This window comes from Zarconia sp. (assembly GCF_057467645.1).
This window is the reverse complement of record NZ_JBRJXU010000044.1, coordinates 1-15680: the sequence shown is the minus strand read 5'-3', so window position 1 is coordinate 15680 and position 15680 is coordinate 1. Positions and strand designations below refer to the sequence as shown.

Annotated in this window: 12 protein-coding genes; 2 read left to right on the top strand and 10 right to left on the bottom strand. The window is 50.5% G+C overall.

Translation table 11 applies throughout. The features are described from left to right. Nucleotides 1-536 precede the first annotated feature (536 nt). From AC2215_RS06315 to AC2215_RS06290, 6 genes are all read right to left on the bottom strand, one after another. Nucleotides 537-872, bottom strand: a complete 336-nt coding sequence (locus tag AC2215_RS06315) for an element excision factor XisI family protein (protein WP_486809117.1) — start codon at nt 870-872, stop codon at nt 537-539. Continuing rightward, nucleotides 860-1303 carry an element excision factor XisH family protein gene (locus tag AC2215_RS06310; RefSeq protein WP_486809116.1) on the bottom strand — a complete coding sequence of 148 codons (444 nt, stop codon included), beginning with the start codon at nt 1301-1303 and terminating at the stop codon, nt 860-862. The genes AC2215_RS06315 and AC2215_RS06310 overlap by 13 nt, the downstream gene beginning before the upstream one ends. Before the next feature lie 852 nt (nt 1304-2155). Continuing rightward, entirely contained in the window at nt 2156-2887 is a 732-nt protein-coding gene (gene radC / locus AC2215_RS06305) for a RadC family protein (RefSeq protein ID WP_486809115.1), read from the bottom strand. A 26-nt stretch (nt 2888-2913) separates the two neighbouring features. Then, nucleotides 2914-3705: a hypothetical protein gene (locus AC2215_RS06300; RefSeq protein WP_486809114.1), complete on the bottom strand. Its 792-nt coding sequence runs from the start codon at nt 3703-3705 to the stop codon at nt 2914-2916. Nucleotides 3706-3968: 263 nt separating this feature from the next. Continuing rightward, nucleotides 3969-5882 carry a sensor domain-containing diguanylate cyclase gene (locus AC2215_RS06295; protein WP_486809113.1) on the bottom strand — a complete coding sequence of 638 codons (1914 nt, stop codon included), beginning with the start codon at nt 5880-5882 and terminating at the stop codon, nt 3969-3971. Between the two features lie 838 nt (nt 5883-6720). Further along, a complete protein-coding gene (locus AC2215_RS06290; RefSeq protein WP_486809112.1) occupies nt 6721-7929 on the bottom strand; it encodes a Coenzyme F420 hydrogenase/dehydrogenase, beta subunit C-terminal domain in 1209 nt (402 codons plus the stop codon). 562 nt (nt 7930-8491) lie between these two features. Here AC2215_RS06290 and AC2215_RS06285 point away from each other — a divergent pair. Continuing rightward, complete coding sequence (locus AC2215_RS06285; protein WP_486809111.1) at nt 8492-9007, top strand: hypothetical protein; 516 nt, start codon at nt 8492-8494, stop codon at nt 9005-9007. Continuing rightward, on the top strand, nt 9004-10398 hold the full coding sequence (locus AC2215_RS06280) for a 16S rRNA (cytosine(967)-C(5))-methyltransferase (protein ID WP_486809110.1): 1395 nt from the start codon (nt 9004-9006) through the stop codon (nt 10396-10398). The genes AC2215_RS06285 and AC2215_RS06280 overlap by 4 nt, the downstream gene beginning before the upstream one ends. Before the next feature lie 216 nt (nt 10399-10614). On the opposite strand, the gene AC2215_RS06275 is transcribed toward AC2215_RS06280, so the two are convergent. The 4 genes from AC2215_RS06275 to AC2215_RS06260 form a co-directional block, all read right to left on the bottom strand. Further along, nucleotides 10615-11262, bottom strand: coding sequence for a hypothetical protein (locus tag AC2215_RS06275; protein WP_486809109.1), 648 nt, complete (start codon nt 11260-11262; stop codon nt 10615-10617). 171 nt (nt 11263-11433) lie between these two features. Further along, on the bottom strand, nt 11434-13338 hold the full coding sequence (gene nblS, locus AC2215_RS06270) for a two-component system sensor histidine kinase NblS (protein ID WP_486809108.1): 1905 nt from the start codon (nt 13336-13338) through the stop codon (nt 11434-11436). A gap of 182 nt (nt 13339-13520) precedes the next feature. Continuing rightward, on the bottom strand, nt 13521-14804 hold the full coding sequence (gene purD / locus AC2215_RS06265) for a phosphoribosylamine--glycine ligase (protein WP_486809118.1): 1284 nt from the start codon (nt 14802-14804) through the stop codon (nt 13521-13523). Between the two features lie 203 nt (nt 14805-15007). After that, nucleotides 15008-15472: a DUF4079 domain-containing protein gene (locus AC2215_RS06260; RefSeq protein ID WP_486809107.1), complete on the bottom strand. Its 465-nt coding sequence runs from the start codon at nt 15470-15472 to the stop codon at nt 15008-15010. Nucleotides 15473-15680: the final 208 nt, after the last annotated feature.

The window sequence follows — 15680 nt, the reverse complement described above, 5'->3', positions numbered from 1 at the left end:
ATGTTTTTCTCGGCCATGGTCGCGGATACTACGTTGAGAGTGGGCCATCTTTCACTCCTGGAGTCATCTTTCGATTCACCATGCCATCGTGGCGAGCGCACCCTTGACAAACGAGCGATTTCCTTAACCTTTCACCAATGGATGTTGTCTAATACCAAATCCGGTTCCTAGATGTAGCAACCCAAAAACAAGAAAGCCTCGACCCAAATTATTTGAGAATAGGTTGTCAACCTTTCTTCCGGGCGCATTAAGCGCCCGGAAACTTCCGATGATGACCGCTGAGGTTTTACTAAGTTTGAGAGTTTTTGTTGCTGTAGAAGTGTCCGAAATCCTCGTCCTTACAAATGCGATCGCCAGGGAGACTGGTTCGAGAGCCAACACTAGTGCAACGCGGCAGAAATAACTACCCAGCTCTCAATCGGTGAAAGCTATACACAGTAAGCATTTTAAATTTTGCGAAAAGTGAGCGGTGTCAGTTTGAGTCCCGTTCAACTTTTCAAGACGCATTTTTAATTCTGCGTAGCAGCACTAGGTTCTTACGCAATGGCAAATTCCGTATCTTTGCGCCGTTCGGGTGACTTGAAACCCAAAACGATTTCATCTTTTGGCACGCCCGCTTCAACAAATTCGTTGGCTACCCCCATTTCCGTTCCATCTCGTTGAATCCAAATTTTCCCCTGGATCATATCGACATGAATCAAACAACCATGTTGATATCGCTTGTTCTCGCGTCCCAGAATCATCAGCAAGTAGCGATCGGACTCGACATCGAAGACCGTCTCAAACGCGATCTCTCCGTGCTTGTAGGGAATTTTTGAATGCTCGGTTAAAATGTGGCGAATCAGTTGGCGGTAACGGTTTAATCTATCCATCGAATGATGACCTCCCGATCGGGATCGAAGACGAGAATAGGCACGCGATAATCGCTCAGAAGAAGTTCTCCGAGCGGTTGAGTGAAGAAATCTTCGTAGACTTCTTCGTGGAGTGCCAGATAAAGCTTGCGCTCGGGTTCTAAGCGTTTGAGCACCGAGAGATAAATAAAATATTGACCCAAAGATTTTTGAGCGTCGGCAATTGAGGAAGGACCGCCAAAGGTTTTAATCTCGACAGCGATTTGTCGATGGCTTTTGTGTGCCAGAAGTAGTTTTTGTGCGCCCAAATCGACATACATGTCCTGCTGGCCCCAGCGCAGGCGAAGAGGGTCATCGGTAATCGACCACCCATCATTTTTCAAGGCACGGCAAACGACATCATGGTAGCGATCGCGGTTGGGCATTTTTGGCGCTGTAGAACCGAGATTCACTTAAATTATATAGCAGTCTATTTTCAGCTCGAAACCGCTTCGTTTCTTATCTCCCCCGTCAGACGATGGGAGATTCTCATGCGCTCAGGGAGCAATAGTGCGGGGCGAGCGCGTTCTCAATCTTGTACCTTGTCCTATAAATACAGGACGTGTTCTACAGATAACCGATCGATTGTAACGCGATACTCCCGAAATCTAGTTGAAAGAGCAGAAGAAAAACGCGCTCGATACGAATGCGCTCGACTCAGAGTTGAGACCCACGTTAGTTTCGCAGCATCATTGTCTACCTTGTCAAGGCGAGCGAGGATAGTCAACAAAGATGTCTCGAAAATCCGGATGTATCATTGTTTACTTATTCTCTCAACCTGTAACACAGAAACAACTCACTGATGAATCAGGCGCTGGGGAAATTTGAGATCAAAAACTCTCATCCCCAAACCCTTACATAGAAGAGGTTTCAGGAATCAGGGATGCACCGCTAACATTGTCTACTATATTCAAGGAGAAGGAATAGTGAGCAAAGAATTTTGCCTTGAACCACATCCAAATTCTCATCCCGCAACCGGGCCCCACCACTGCATGACTTCATCTTCCACCATCGGACGTTGGGTCTTTTTGGCGTGGTCTCTATTGATTTTTCGGTTTCGGCTCACGATCGCATTCCCCGACTCAATGACTTGTCGAGTCTGAGTTTTACACGATCGCGCCCACCCTCAAAGTACCCCCTTGACATACGATCGAACTCCTTAACTTGTCACCCATGGGGAATGGGGAATAGCCTGCATTATTCATGAGGTTTGACCGATACTCCACCTTCCACACCCTACACCCTCACCCCACACCCCATCACCCCTAATCCTCCTCCTCCCACTCATCCCAGAGCGAAGTCGTCTGACGCAGGCTGCGATAGTTTCCATTCCCCAAAATCAGATGATCGAACAGGGGCAAATTGAGATAGCCTGAGCCTTTGAGGAGTTTGCGCGTTAGGTGGATATCTTCTTCGCTGGGTTCGAGGTTACCCGAGGGGTGATTGTGAGCGACGATCGCACCGGTCGCCCCTTGGCGAATCACTTCTCGGAAGATATCGGGGGGATGGGCGAGGGTTTCGGTGGCGGTGCCGATGGTAATCACCCGAGTGCCGATGAGACGGTTCTTAGCATCGAGTAGCACCACGGCAAATCGTTCCTGGGATTGCCACATGAGTTCGTGACTCAAACAGGCCGCTGCCGCATCGGGAGAACCGATTTCTTGGCGATCGTTCGGACGCAACTGAAACAACCGTTTTCCCAGTTCGATCGCTGCGACGATCGTTGTGGCTTTTGCCGGTCCCACCCCGGAAATTTGGGTGAGTTCCGCTACGCCAATTTCGCGCAAGACTTCTAACGGTTCGCGCTGGTGTTCGCTCAACTTTTGCAAGATATGCTGACCCAAACCCACCGCAGACAGTTTTCCTTTCCCCTGTCCGGTGCCGAGTAAAATCGCCAGGAGTTCGGCAGTGGCGAGGGTGTTGGCACCGTGGGACATCAAGCGTTCGCGAGGTCGTTCGGTGGTGGGTAAGTCAGTAATTCGGACGCTGTAAGTCATCTCAAGCCAAAATTTTAGTCAAACTATTAGTCGCAGGGAGTGACGGTCGTCGTATTCTCCAAAACGCTCGTGCTACTTCGAGACTGTTGCCGCCACCGAGTCACGAGACGATCGACTTTGGACAAAACTGCATCCCCTCCGGCGTAGAAAAAAACCGCTCCCAGGGGGGGGTTGGCTGCTGGGATGACTCCGAAGCTCAATGGCGACCACTGCCAACAGCCAAACTGAGTCCCCACCAGTTCTACCCACAGGGCACACAGTCCGACGATGAAGTACAAGTTATCCCACTGTTTGCGACGGAGCACCCCAAAAAACAAGCATCCCAAAATTAAGGTAAAGCGATCTCCGCCAACCACTCCAACCCCGAGAAAGAGCAGGGTATAAAACACCGTAAAGATGCTTTTGAGTAAGTCCCGATGTTGCCCGCACCAGTTCTGTTGGGTCAGAAGATATCCCGATGCATAAACCACGGCATGACCGAAGGGAACGTAAATCGGAATAAAATCCGTTCGATAGCTGTATAAACCGCAAAGTTCGCAAAAGAGAACTTCTCCAATAAAAGAAAGCGGAACCATAATCATCATGAGTTGCCGCAGTTGAGCTCGAGCGCACAGGAGCATCAAAGCGCAATAAATCATCATAATTAAGTCCAGCAGCCATCTCATTTCGCCGTAAACTTCTCGACTGGCTGCCGATTCTAGACTCAATGCGAAAAACATCAAGGGGAAATAACCAATGGCTAAAAAGAGAGAAACCCGATCTCGCTCGTCATTGAACGTCGAAACAATCGGGTTCGCGAAACATCGATTTTGTTCCATATTTTAGATGCGATCTCAAACAACAAATAACGCCACGAGCAACTTCATTATCCAAAACCTGACGACGCGGGGTCAAAGGAAAAGGGGGGGGATTACCCCGACTTGCTCGCCACATGGCGAGCGCAAAAAAGCCGTACATCGCATCAATCATAAAATTTCGAGCCAGAACGGACGGGGAACGGGATGCTCGCTCGCATCTCCCCATCATTAAAGCGGTCAACTTCGGCTCATCGCTGGGAATTTTGACCCGCTTTACCCAATCTTTACCTCTTTTTGGATGTAATCACTCGATCGCGTCCCAGTTCTTTCGCGCGATACAACGCCCGATCGGCGTCGGCAATCAGATCTTGCCAGGATGCGCTCTTGTCGGGAATGCGGGTGACTACCCCCAAACTCAGGGTGACGAAACTATCGATAGAGGAACCTTGGTGCGGGATTTGCAGGGCTTTAACCCGATCTCGAATTCTGCGGGCCACGCGGATGGCTCCTTGGGCGTGAGTATCCGGTAATATGGCGGCAAACTCTTCGCCTCCGTAGCGAGCTACCAAATCCGACGGCCGTTTGACCGTTTGTTTCATCGTACGGGCCACTTGCTGCAAGCAATCATCTCCGGCTTGATGGCCGTAGGAGTCGTTGTAGGCTTTGAAAAAGTCAATATCGCACAGAATCAGGGAGAGGGGGGAATTTTCCCGAGTCGATCGCCCCCATTCCTGTTGCAGGGTACGATCGAAGGCGCGACGATTGGCAATCTGAGTCAAACCATCCACCGTCGCCTGTCGCTGAAGTTCTTGGTTGGCTCGTTGCAGTTGTTGGTACAGTTGCGATTGTTGGATGGCAATTCCGGCTTGAGTGGCCAGTTGGGTGACGAATTTAATCTCCGATCGCTCCCAATCGCGAGCTCCCGAGCATTGTTGAGCCACCAGCAACCCCCATAAGTTGACCCCCTGGAGAATTGAAACGACTAAGTTGGCGCGCACCTGCCATTGAGACAAACACTCGGCATAGCAAGGGTCTAAATGAGTGGCTCGGATATCGGAGATCGCTTGAATGCGACCCTGTTCGTAAGCGTGACGGTACTTGCGGGTAAAACAAGTATCTTGGATTTCGATCCCGAGCATTTTTTCCCAAGGTTCGATCGCCGCTTCGGCCACCACAACACCGCCTCCATCGGGATTGAATTGGTAGATTGCCACCCGATCGCATTGAAGGAACTCTCGAATCGATCCCACCACCGTGTTGAGAATATCGGTTAAATCGAGAGACTGAAGAATATGCTGGGTAATCCGACTGAGCCATCGCTCTTGTTCGGCTTGCTGTCGTAAGGTTTCCTCGATGCGTTTGCGTTCGCTCGTATCTCGGGTGACGTTGGCAAAGCCTCGCAAATTGCCTCGAGCGTCCCACAAGGCCGTCAGGACGACGTGAGCCCAAAACTGTGTCCCATCGGCTCGCAGACGAGGTCCTTCTACTTCGAGTTTGTTATGGGCGATCGCCTGACGTAATTCTTCGAGGGGTTTGCCTTGCTGGCGATCTTCGGGCAGAAAAAAGCGGGAAAAATGCCCGGAGATGGCTTCTTCGGCTTTGAGGCGGTGAATATTTTCCGCTCCGGCATTCCAACTAACGATCGACCCGGTCGGATCGAGTAAATACAGCGCGTAGTCTTTGAGTCCTTCCAGGAGCAAATGCAACTGTTCTTCACTCGCTTGCAAAGCTTCTTCCACTTGTTGGCGAGCGACGATTTTGCGTCCGACGGATTGAAACTCAACCAAGCGTCCGTCTCGATCGAAAATGGCGCGATCGATCCACTGCTGCCAGTTCTTTTCCCCCGATGGTGCGGTGGATTGATGAAAGTGGATGACTTCTGGGTGAGCGGGACTGACCGATCGTAATTGTTCCTGCCAGGCTTGACGATCGCTGGGTTCGAGCCAATGCAGTACCTGAGATCCGATCGCCTCGTGAGAGAGTTGACCAGCATAACGACAATAGGCCAAGTTGGCAAATGTGAGGGTACCGTCAGGTAAGAAACGGCAGATGTAATCGGTTTGTAGTTCCACTAGGGCTTGATATCGGGCTTCGCATTCGTGCAGGGCATCGGCCATCGACTCGATCGCCGCCCGCTCGCTGCGGTCGAGGGCTGATGCCTCTCTAGAACTGCGATCGCATTCATGATTGGTATCCATTGCCTGTATATTCCTCGGCTCTCGATGAGGCGCATTTAAGCTCGCTCTCACTAGAGATCGATTTCAACTGAGTGCACCCACCTTTGAATTTCAAATAATTTCAGCAAATTTCAGCATAGAAGTTTGTGTGATTTCCGATAGATTTACCCTCCGTTTCTTTTGGCGGTTGGATACGGGAAAATCTCGAATGAATGCTACCCCTGACTACATCTCAGGTTGAGAAAGAGATAGGGCTGCGCGTGCTTTGTCAAGGGAAAAGAATCCGGGGTCTCAAAATAAATACAAGTCTGAGTTTGGGGAAGTTCTAGATTTCAGACACCTGTCAATAAATAAGCGCAAACTGCACTCGATCCAAACTTACTCCATCGGAAACGGCAACCTTGTTGCTCACAAGGCTCCTTTACTTAATAATACTGAGAATTGCTCGTCTATTGCGTTGTTTTATCCGATCGAGCCAGCGATGCATGACCCATTCCCAGATTTTCCACAAGTTCTCCACAGTCATCACTTCGAAAGTCAATGGAGTTGGAGGACCCGGAGATCTCTGAGTTCGAAAGCGCAGAATTCAGAACGGGAAACTCAGGACATTTCAGGGATACATGCATTGGGGAGAGCGAGCGTGGGTGACTCGAAATCCGATCGCATTGGGAGCGATCGCCTTTGGCATGGCTAACGCCCTTGGTCCTCCTCTCCCAGGAATAAAGATCTGATAGCCAGAAGTATTAGGACATCGGTAAAACCGAGCTGTCTCGAGCATGGGAAACTCGGGGAGATAAAGATGCTCGCGTACATTCAGACTGTCCGCGCCGGTGATGGCTACAGCGATAACAAGATCCGACTAAGAATCTGGCAGCTGGTACTGTCCGACAATTTTCTTAGCAAATTCGGGAACGTGTTGCTCCAATTTTTCGGGGTAATTGCGTTTGACGTAGAGATAGTTGCGCGTGAAATGGGAATCGATGGAAAACCGACCGTATTCCAACCCCGTGGGTCCGATGCGTTCGATGACCACCCCCATCAGCTTCGCCGCCCACATCGGCAACGTCACCCCTTTATCGTAAGCGGGAATGCTCTGCTGGACTGCTTGATGGCGATCTCCGGTGGAGGCAACCGGTTGGGTTTCGAGTTGGTCGAGGGCTAAATCTAGCATTTCTCGTCCCGTTTCGTTGCGCACGACGATCCACTGCCAGCCAAAGGGTGCGCCCATGTAACCCACCACCAAATCCGCCAACCCGTTGACGTAATCGAAACAACTCATGCACGACGGCGCAAAGACATCTTTGAGTTCTTTGGTATTCAAACCAAAAAAGGGTACTTTCTCGATCCAACCATCTTCGTGCTTGAAATGCACCCGGAAATCCTGCATGAATTCGTAGTGCACCACTGTCTCGGGAGATTTGCTCGTGGTTTCGAGAAACTTCTGCAACCCGGCGCGGGTGACGTTATCGACGCAGGGGGTTCCCAAAACGTAGAGTTTTTCTAACCCCAGTCGTTCTTCGACTTCCCGCAGCGCTTGAATCTGGCATCCCACGCCAATGACGAGCAACCGCTTCATCCCCGACTGTTCCACCTGTTCGAGTACCGACAGGTTGGGCGAGAGAGTGGGCTTGTTCACCCGGGCCGCCAGGACTTCTTCTCGGGTGCGGGCAATGACGGGTTTGGGACCGAATCGATCTTCGGGGGTATTTTGCACGCACACCACTCCCTCGACGAGTCCCCGTTCGAGCATTTCGCAGGCGATCGTACTGACAATTCCCGTCCACTGCGCTCCTTCGATCGGCTCGATTTTCCGCGCGGCCATCATCTGATGATGTACCCCAAAATACACCTCGTCATCATTGTCTAAATCGCGCTGGCGACCGTGGGTTTGGGTTTCGAGGCGATCGAACTGCTGGTTGAGAAACGCACAGGCATCCTTAACGTAATGGATGTAGTAGGTGTCGCACAGACCGCACTCGCTGCACAGTTCCTTGGCCGGACGGCGGCTACCGGCCTTGAGGGCTTTAGATTTTTTGTGTTTGGGAAAGTTGGGAGTGGTTGCACTCATGGGAAAGTCGTGATGTCCGAGGCAGGATAATCTTTTACCCAGAATACCCTAGTGCAGCACGGCAGAAATAACTGACCAGCTCTCAACTCCTGAAAGCTATGTAGACTCGGAATTTTTCATTTTTCATTTTGCATTTTTAATTCCGCGTAGCGGCACTAGTGCTTGACCGGGTGATTCTCACAAGACTGGAAATTTTGGGTCGATCCCGACCCGCCCAATGATTTTCTAGCAGTCGCCAATTTAGTTAGGACATCTGTGGAGGTGAGTAGAGGGAGCTAGGGGAGCTGGGGGAGCTGGGGGAGAGAGATACTGGTGTGAATTTGAGCTGTCCTCACCAATGTGGCAACTGCGATATGTTATGAAAGTACGATTCTAAAAGTCATATATCGATCTAAAGTCTTGTAGATCTTCTTTTCGCTCTATAATTTGCCTAAATTTTTTCATATTTGTTAAAAAAATCGAGATTTTTTCGGAAGTCTTAAGTTTTATCGAGGGATAAGGTTAAAATCAGTAGAGTCTCGTTTAAAGTCTCAACTAATTTTTAGTTTAGAAAATGAAAAACGTGAAAACTTTTAAACCAATTTCTATCTCAAATTCTTCTCCACCCAAACCCAGAACGGGATGGACGGCACTTATTGGTTTAGGAATAATTTGCCTGGGATTTGGTATCGGTTTGACGAGTAAACTATCGACTCTAACCTGCAATCGCGTCGAAACAAGCCAAATCACCTGCTCGACACTCGAAGAAGATTTGCTCGAACTCGATGTCACGCGAACAACCCTCGAAAAAGTTCAACGGGCAGAAATCCGCATTCGCCTACAAACGGCAGGTGAAACGGAAAAATTAGTGCTGGTGGGCGAGAAGCGAGAAATGAAGCTTGAAGCCTTTGATGGAAATGCTCAAGAAGCGGCGATCGCTATCAACGATTTTATTGCCGATATTAATGAAGAGTCGGTCACTCTCAGCCAAGACGATCGCTGGTTTTCTGCCTTTTTTGGTATCGTTTTAGCTATTGCCGGTTTATTCCAAACCGGGCTTTTGAAATTCTCGAATCCGAGATTGTTGAATCGATCGTGAAGAAAAAAAACGGTCAAACATTACCGAACGCGCGCCAAATTGCCTTTTGGATCCTCGCAGACATTGCCCGCAAAGATGCATTTGCCGATGTCGCGCTCGATAAGGGATTGCAACGTCATCAGCCCAGCGAAATCGATCGCAAATTTATCGCCGAGTTGGTGTATGGATGCGTTCGACGGCGACGCTCTCTCGATGCCATTATCGATGGGTTGGCGCGCAAAAAATCCGATCGCCAACCTCGGGATTTGCGGTTGATTTTACACATTGGCTTGTATCAAATCTGCTATCTCGATCGCATCCCCGACTCGGCTGCCGTTAACACCACCGTGGAACTGGCAAAGCAGAACAAACTCGGCGGACTTGCAGGTTTTGTTAATGGGATACTCCGGCAGTACCTGCGCGTCCGAAATACCCCTGACGATCCCCTTCAAAACGCGATGGAAAATCCCATGGAGGGGTTGGGCATTGCCTATAGTTATCCCAACTGGATCGTCCAAAATTGGGTCGGGCAAATTGGCATAGAAGAAACGGAGAAACTGTGCCAACTCTTCAATCGCTCTCCCGCACTCCATTTACGAATCAATCCTTTAAAAACCACCCTCGATGCGGTGGAAAATGCTCTCAAAGAACGAGGGATCGAATGCGATCGCTCTCCCTCTCTCCCCCAAGGGTTAAAACTCACCTCCGCCACCGGGGATGTTCGGGAGTTACCGGGATTTGAGGAAGGCTGGTGGACGATTCAAGATGGTAGCGCTCAGTTGGCAAGCTATCTCCTCGATCCTCAACCGGGAGAAACCATTATCGACGCCTGTGCGGCACCGGGGGGAAAAACCACTCATATTGCCGAGTTAATGGGCGATCGGGGCAAGGTTTGGGCGATCGATCGGGTGGCATCTCGCCTGAAAAAAGTGCGCCAAAATGTCGATCGCCTGCAACTGAACTCGATCGAAGTGTGTCAGGCAGACAGTCGCGATTTTCCCCAATTACAGCAGCAATGCGATCGGGTACTTCTCGATGCACCCTGTTCCGGCTTGGGAACCCTGCACCGACGCGCCGATTTGCGCTGGCGACAAACCCCCCAAATGGCTGCAGAATTGGCAACGCTTCAGGGAGAATTGCTCGCAGCGGCTGCCACTTGGCTCAAACCCGGCGGCGTTCTCGTCTACGCAACCTGCACCCTCCATCCCCCGGAAAATGAAGGTGCGATCGGTGCTTTTCTCGAAAAACATCCTCGCTGGAAAATCGATCCACCATCCCCAGAGTCTTTCCTCGCACCGTTTGTAACGCCTGCCGGGTGGTTGGAAGTTTGGCCGACTCGCCATCAAATGGATGGCTTTTTTATGGTGCGACTCAAGCACGATGGTGGTTATAGCAGTCGCAAATTTAGTTAGGACATCGGTGAAGGTGAGCAGGCAATCGCGGTGGGAGCGGGCGGAGAAAGACCCCGTTGGATTCTAAAGTCCTAATCGTCCTGGCAACTGCTATGGATATTGACAAATGACCTTGTCTGCTAAAAAGGGAACTCTGCAACAGGGGTTATGACGTTCTATTCCAGAGACGAATATCGCAGGAATTACACACCCGAAAAAAGTGACTCGATCCCCTAATTATTCGCAGTTTTCCTTCAGCCACAGTGCCAATCCACCCCCGCGTCCTCGAGCAGCGATCGCCCGTTCTCCAATCCAGAAGTAGTTAAAAAAGGCTTGTTTTCCCAAACGTTCTCGATCGAATTCTTCTCGACTATCGCTTCCACCTCGGATATTGCGATCGTAAACTTTAGTGCCAAATAACCGAACGGTCATGTGCGTAAAATCGAAAGCAAGAATATTATTGGTTTTCAGAAACTTTATCGGACCGGTGAGGGAAAATTGCAACGCACCCAGTTTGACTTGATTTTGCACCCATCCCTTCTCAAAATTATCATTGGAAGAAGAATCTGAAATGCGATCGTCTTCTGGTTCGAGAGCAGTGTAGGATAATTTAATTTTGACGAATTTGGGTAAATATCGTCCCGCACCCAGCGCAATTCCCGCTCGTTTCCGGGTTTTCTTCGTGCCGGTAATAAAACATAACCGCCAATCCCCGACTAAAGCATCGAGGGGATAAATATCTTTGCACGATTTTGCTGTTTTTTCTAAGTCTAAGAGAAGAGATACTAACTCATCAGATAAAGGTTTGTTTCCAGAGTTCGCGGCGATCGCTTCAACGGCTTTTTGAATTGATTCTATGGGAAATACCGATGCAGATTTTATCATTTTTATTGGGTTAATTGTATTGAGATTAATGTCAGTTCGGTCGCAGATGGGGGAATGCGTTCTAAAAAAATTTTTCCCAGTTTTTCGAGAAATGTATTGGCATTTCTCGCCCTCGATCTGACCGGCTCGACTTTCAGACATCCTTAACCCGAACAGAGGTTAAACTGGGGTTTATTCTTCAAAAACCGGTAGATCGAACCAGAACGTCGTCCCCACCCCCACTTCACTCACTAAGTGAATGCTGGTGTGGTGCTTGTCCATAATATTACGGACGATCGATAAACCCAATCCCGTTCCTTCGAGGGTATGAACTCGGTTTTCTACTCGGAAAAAGCGCTCGAAAATTGCCTCGCGATCTTCGGGATCGATGCCGATTCCCGTATCGGACAACTCGATGCGAATCGTACTCGATGCTTTACTATCTTGATGACTCGCAGGTAACAACGAGAGATCGTAGGCGCGAATAACTACTTGACCGCCAGACGGGGTGAATTTGAGGGAGTTGCCCACCAAATTGGCAAAGACTTGCAGCAGGAGATCGTAATGACCCAGTACCGGTGCTAAATCCGATTCGATTTCTTGGCGAAGTTCGATTCCCTTTTCCTTGGCATTCAGTTGGTAGGTGCGCAGGATTTGTTCGATCGGCTGGGCGAGTTCCACGGCATCGAGATGGTAGATGCGGCACGATTCCAACCGGGATAAATCCAATACGTCATTCACCAAGCGAGTGAGGCGATCGGTTTCATGGTTGGCGGTTTCCAAAAACTCTCGCCGTTCCGTTTCGCCGAGATCGTCGCCGTATTCGTGCAGGGTTTCGATAAAAGATTTGATATTAAAGAGCGGCGTTCTCAGTTCGTGGGAAACGTTACTGATAAACTGACTCTTGGCTTCGTTGAGTTCGGCCTCGCGGGTGATGTCCTGCACCGTCATCGCCACGCTTTTAATCTGTTCTTTTGCCGGATCGAGAACCGTGGTAATCAAAATCCGGATCGTTCGGTTGTTGGGTTGCCCCAGGGAAATGCGAAATTCACCGCCCTCCTGTTCTCCCCGCGCTACTTGGTAGAGGGGTCGCGTCACTTCCACCTGTACCTCGGTTGGCAGGGAATGCAACACGTTCGTCCCCACCAACTCTTTTCCTTCCCAGGCAAAAATCCGGCGCGCGGTGGGGTTGACTAAAATAACTTGTAACTCGGAATCGAGCAAGACCGCACCATCGGCGATCGTAGAGACGAGGGTTTCTAATTTGGCCTTTTCCGCCGTTAATTCTTCGATATTTTGCTCTTCATAGCCTTCCAACCGTTCCGCCATCTCGTTGAAGCTCTCGATTAATTCTCCTAATTCGCCGCCAAGGGGAAGATCGATCCGTTGCTTGAAGTTCTTGGCCGCAATATTTTTCACCCCCACCAACAGCTCTTTAATGGGTTGAGTGATAATCAGGGCATTGAAAACGACACCGAGGGTGACCATTACCCAAATGAGGACGAAAACGGCGATCGTCACGTCTCGAGTGAGAGTCGACGAGGTGACGACGGTGGGATTGGGGTCCGTGCCGACGGCCAAGACGCCCAGGTAATCGCCGAGATCGTCGATGAGGGGAACAAACACGTCCGTCACAACCCCGTTGGGGGTCAAATGTTGCCGTACCAAGGGTTCTTGGGAGTTGGCAGCAAACGTATCGGGTAGTTGAATCCGACGTTCGATGGTGAGAGAATTTTGAACTTGAGCGTCGGAGAAGGGAATCCCGAAGAAGATTTTTCCTTCTTTATCTGCGTAGAGGATGTAACGAACGCTAGAGGTACTGTTATAAAATCTGGCGGAGAAACGGGCAAGTTCGGTTTTATTATCGTCTGCAACCAGTCCGACGACGTTGGATGCCAGCAGCAATCCTAAATCTCGACCGAATCGAGTATCGTACAGGCGCGCATCTTCTTGGATGGTATTGACCGCCCAAAATGTAAAGCTACTCACCACCAAGGAAACCATCAGCGTTGCCGCTGCCATAAGCTTGGTCTGGAGGGTAAACTCCGACCACCAGCGCCGAATAACTTCTTGGAGTGTTTGCAGTAGAGCCAGCAAGGTGAGTATGTAAAACTTCTTAACAGCTTACGATTTTATTTTGACACGTTCTCGGAAATTCGGAACTGGGGAGAGTGAATGGACAGTTGACAATTGACAATTGACAATGGGTCAGTTGCAACGCGATGCACCCAAACCCCAAACCCCAAACCCCAAACCCCACAACCGATCCCCAAATTAGCCTACTTGCGAATGCGATACCCAATATCTCGGCGGTAGTAGCTATTTTCAAATTCAATTCGATCGACTGCCTTATAGACTTTAGAAATGGCACCGTCGAAGGTTTCCCCGATCGCCGTCACCCCCAAAACCCGTCCCCCACTCGTCAGGAGTTGCTGGCGTTTGAGGCTGGTTCCGGCATGAAACACCGTCACGTCGTCGTCGTCTTCGGCTTCGGCAATCCCGCTAATCTCTTTTCCTTTCTCGTAGGAACCGGGATAACCACCCGAAGCCATCACCACGCACATTGCAGAACCGGATTTCCACTCGATGGGAGGAAGTGCGTCCAAACGCCGTTCCGCACAGGCGAGCAATAATTCTTCGAGGGGAGTTTCGAGGAGGGGTAGGATGGCTTGGGTTTCGGGATCGCCAAAGCGACAGTTAAATTCGAGGACTTTGGGGTTGCCGTCTTCTGAGAGGATTAATCCGGCGTAGAGAACCCCACGGTAGTCGATCCCCCGGTCTTTGAGGGCGGCGACGGTGGGTTCGAGGATATCTTTTTGGATGCGGGTCATCAGTTCGGGGGTCACCAGAGGGGTGGGGGCATAAACTCCCATGCCGCCGGTGTTGGGTCCGGTGTCTCCCTCGCCGATGGGTTTGTGGTCTTGGGCAGCCAGAAGGGGTCGGATGGTGGTGCCGTCGGTGAGGGCCAAAACCGACACTTCTTGTCCGGTGAGGTATTCTTCGATGACGATCGAGTTTCCTGCCGTGCCAAACTGACCTTTAAAGGCGGCATCGACGGCGGCTTGGGCTTGTTCGAGGGTATCGGCGATGGTCACCCCTTTGCCGGCTGCTAACCCGTCGGCTTTAATCACCACCGGAACCCCAGTCATGGTCAAATAAGCGCGGGCTTCATCCCGTTGTTCTTTGGTAAAGGTTGCCCAATTGGCGGTGGGGATCTTGGCTTCTTTCATCAGGGTTTTAGCCCAGGTTTTGCTCGCCTCAATTTGCGCGCCGGCTTGAGTGGGACCGAAGACCTTAATGCGTTGTTGTTCGAGGCGATCGGTAATGCCCAACGCCAGGGGCACTTCGGGACCGACAACCACTAAATTAATGCCTTGAACCAATGCAAATCGACTGATGCCGTCAAAGTCATCGACGGACATGGGCATATTTTGGCAGTCTGCCATTGCGGCGGTTCCCCCATTTCCGGGAACGCAGACGACTTGTCTGACGTTCTTCGATTGGAGGAGTTTCCATACGATCGCGTGTTCTCGTCCGCCATTGCCAATTACCAGAACTTTCACCAAAACCTCCTGAGTACTCTGGGCAACTGCCGCAAGATCTCGCATTCTCGATCGGTTCTCTCGCCGGAGAGCAACCCCAGATGCGCGCTTTGCGTGCCACGCTATTTAATCACATTCGCGCATACAAAAAGAAGGTACTGGGTGTACCCTCTCGATTTGCTTAATCTTTTAGATTTTTGCCGGAACGATCGCAGAAGCTCGACCTACATATTTTCGAGGATCTTCTGGACGATACCCATCCCCGTAACGGCCTGCCAACCGAAAAGTCCCACGAGGGTTACGTTGAGGGCAATGTGGGTGTATCGGGCCCAGTCTTTACCGTTTTGCATCAAGGGTGCAAGGGCGGCGGAGGTGGCAATCAATCCGGTCATGCCCAGTCCCGCGAGGAGGTGGGGACCGACGAATAGCTTGCCGTTGTTAATGTAGGTGACGGCCATACCGCCGATGGTGCCAAACACCATGGTGGCAAGCAGGATGGAACCCATCTGGTAGTGTTTGACGCGGAACTTGCCTTTGACGAGTTCTTTTTTGGTGTCTCCTTCGGCCGAGCGAGTGCGACGAACTTGAATTCCGCTATAGAGGGCATAGAGGGTGAGGGCCAACAACAGCCACATCAAAATGGGATGGACGAAGTTGAGCCAGGGTTTGATGGATTCTGGAATGACCATTAGTCTTTTTTAGCGAAAGGATGGGCGATCTTTAATAAAAATTAGCATAAATACACTTTTCGTAGCGCAAAATGGTCTAAATTTCATTTGGGAATGGGGAATGGGGAATGGGGAACGGGGAATGGGGTGTGGGGTGTGGGGTGTTGGGTGTGGGGGGTGGGGTGTTGGGTGTGGGGAAAATTCATCTCCCTTGTCCCCTTGTCCCCTT

Coding starts and splice junctions, on each gene's coding strand:
- AC2215_RS06290 (WP_486809112.1), bottom strand. CDS start 7,929: ATGAGTGCAACCACTCCCAACTTTCCCAAACACAAAAAATCTAAAGCC.
- AC2215_RS06275 (WP_486809109.1), bottom strand. CDS start 11,262: ATGATAAAATCTGCATCGGTATTTCCCATAGAATCAATTCAAAAAGCC.
- AC2215_RS06295 (WP_486809113.1), bottom strand. CDS start 5,882: ATGGATACCAATCATGAATGCGATCGCAGTTCTAGAGAGGCATCAGCC.
- AC2215_RS06315 (WP_486809117.1), bottom strand. CDS start 872: ATGGATAGATTAAACCGTTACCGCCAACTGATTCGCCACATTTTAACC.
- radC (WP_486809115.1), bottom strand. CDS start 2,887: ATGACTTACAGCGTCCGAATTACTGACTTACCCACCACCGAACGACCT.
- AC2215_RS06260 (WP_486809107.1), bottom strand. CDS start 15,472: ATGGTCATTCCAGAATCCATCAAACCCTGGCTCAACTTCGTCCATCCC.
- AC2215_RS06300 (WP_486809114.1), bottom strand. CDS start 3,705: ATGGAACAAAATCGATGTTTCGCGAACCCGATTGTTTCGACGTTCAAT.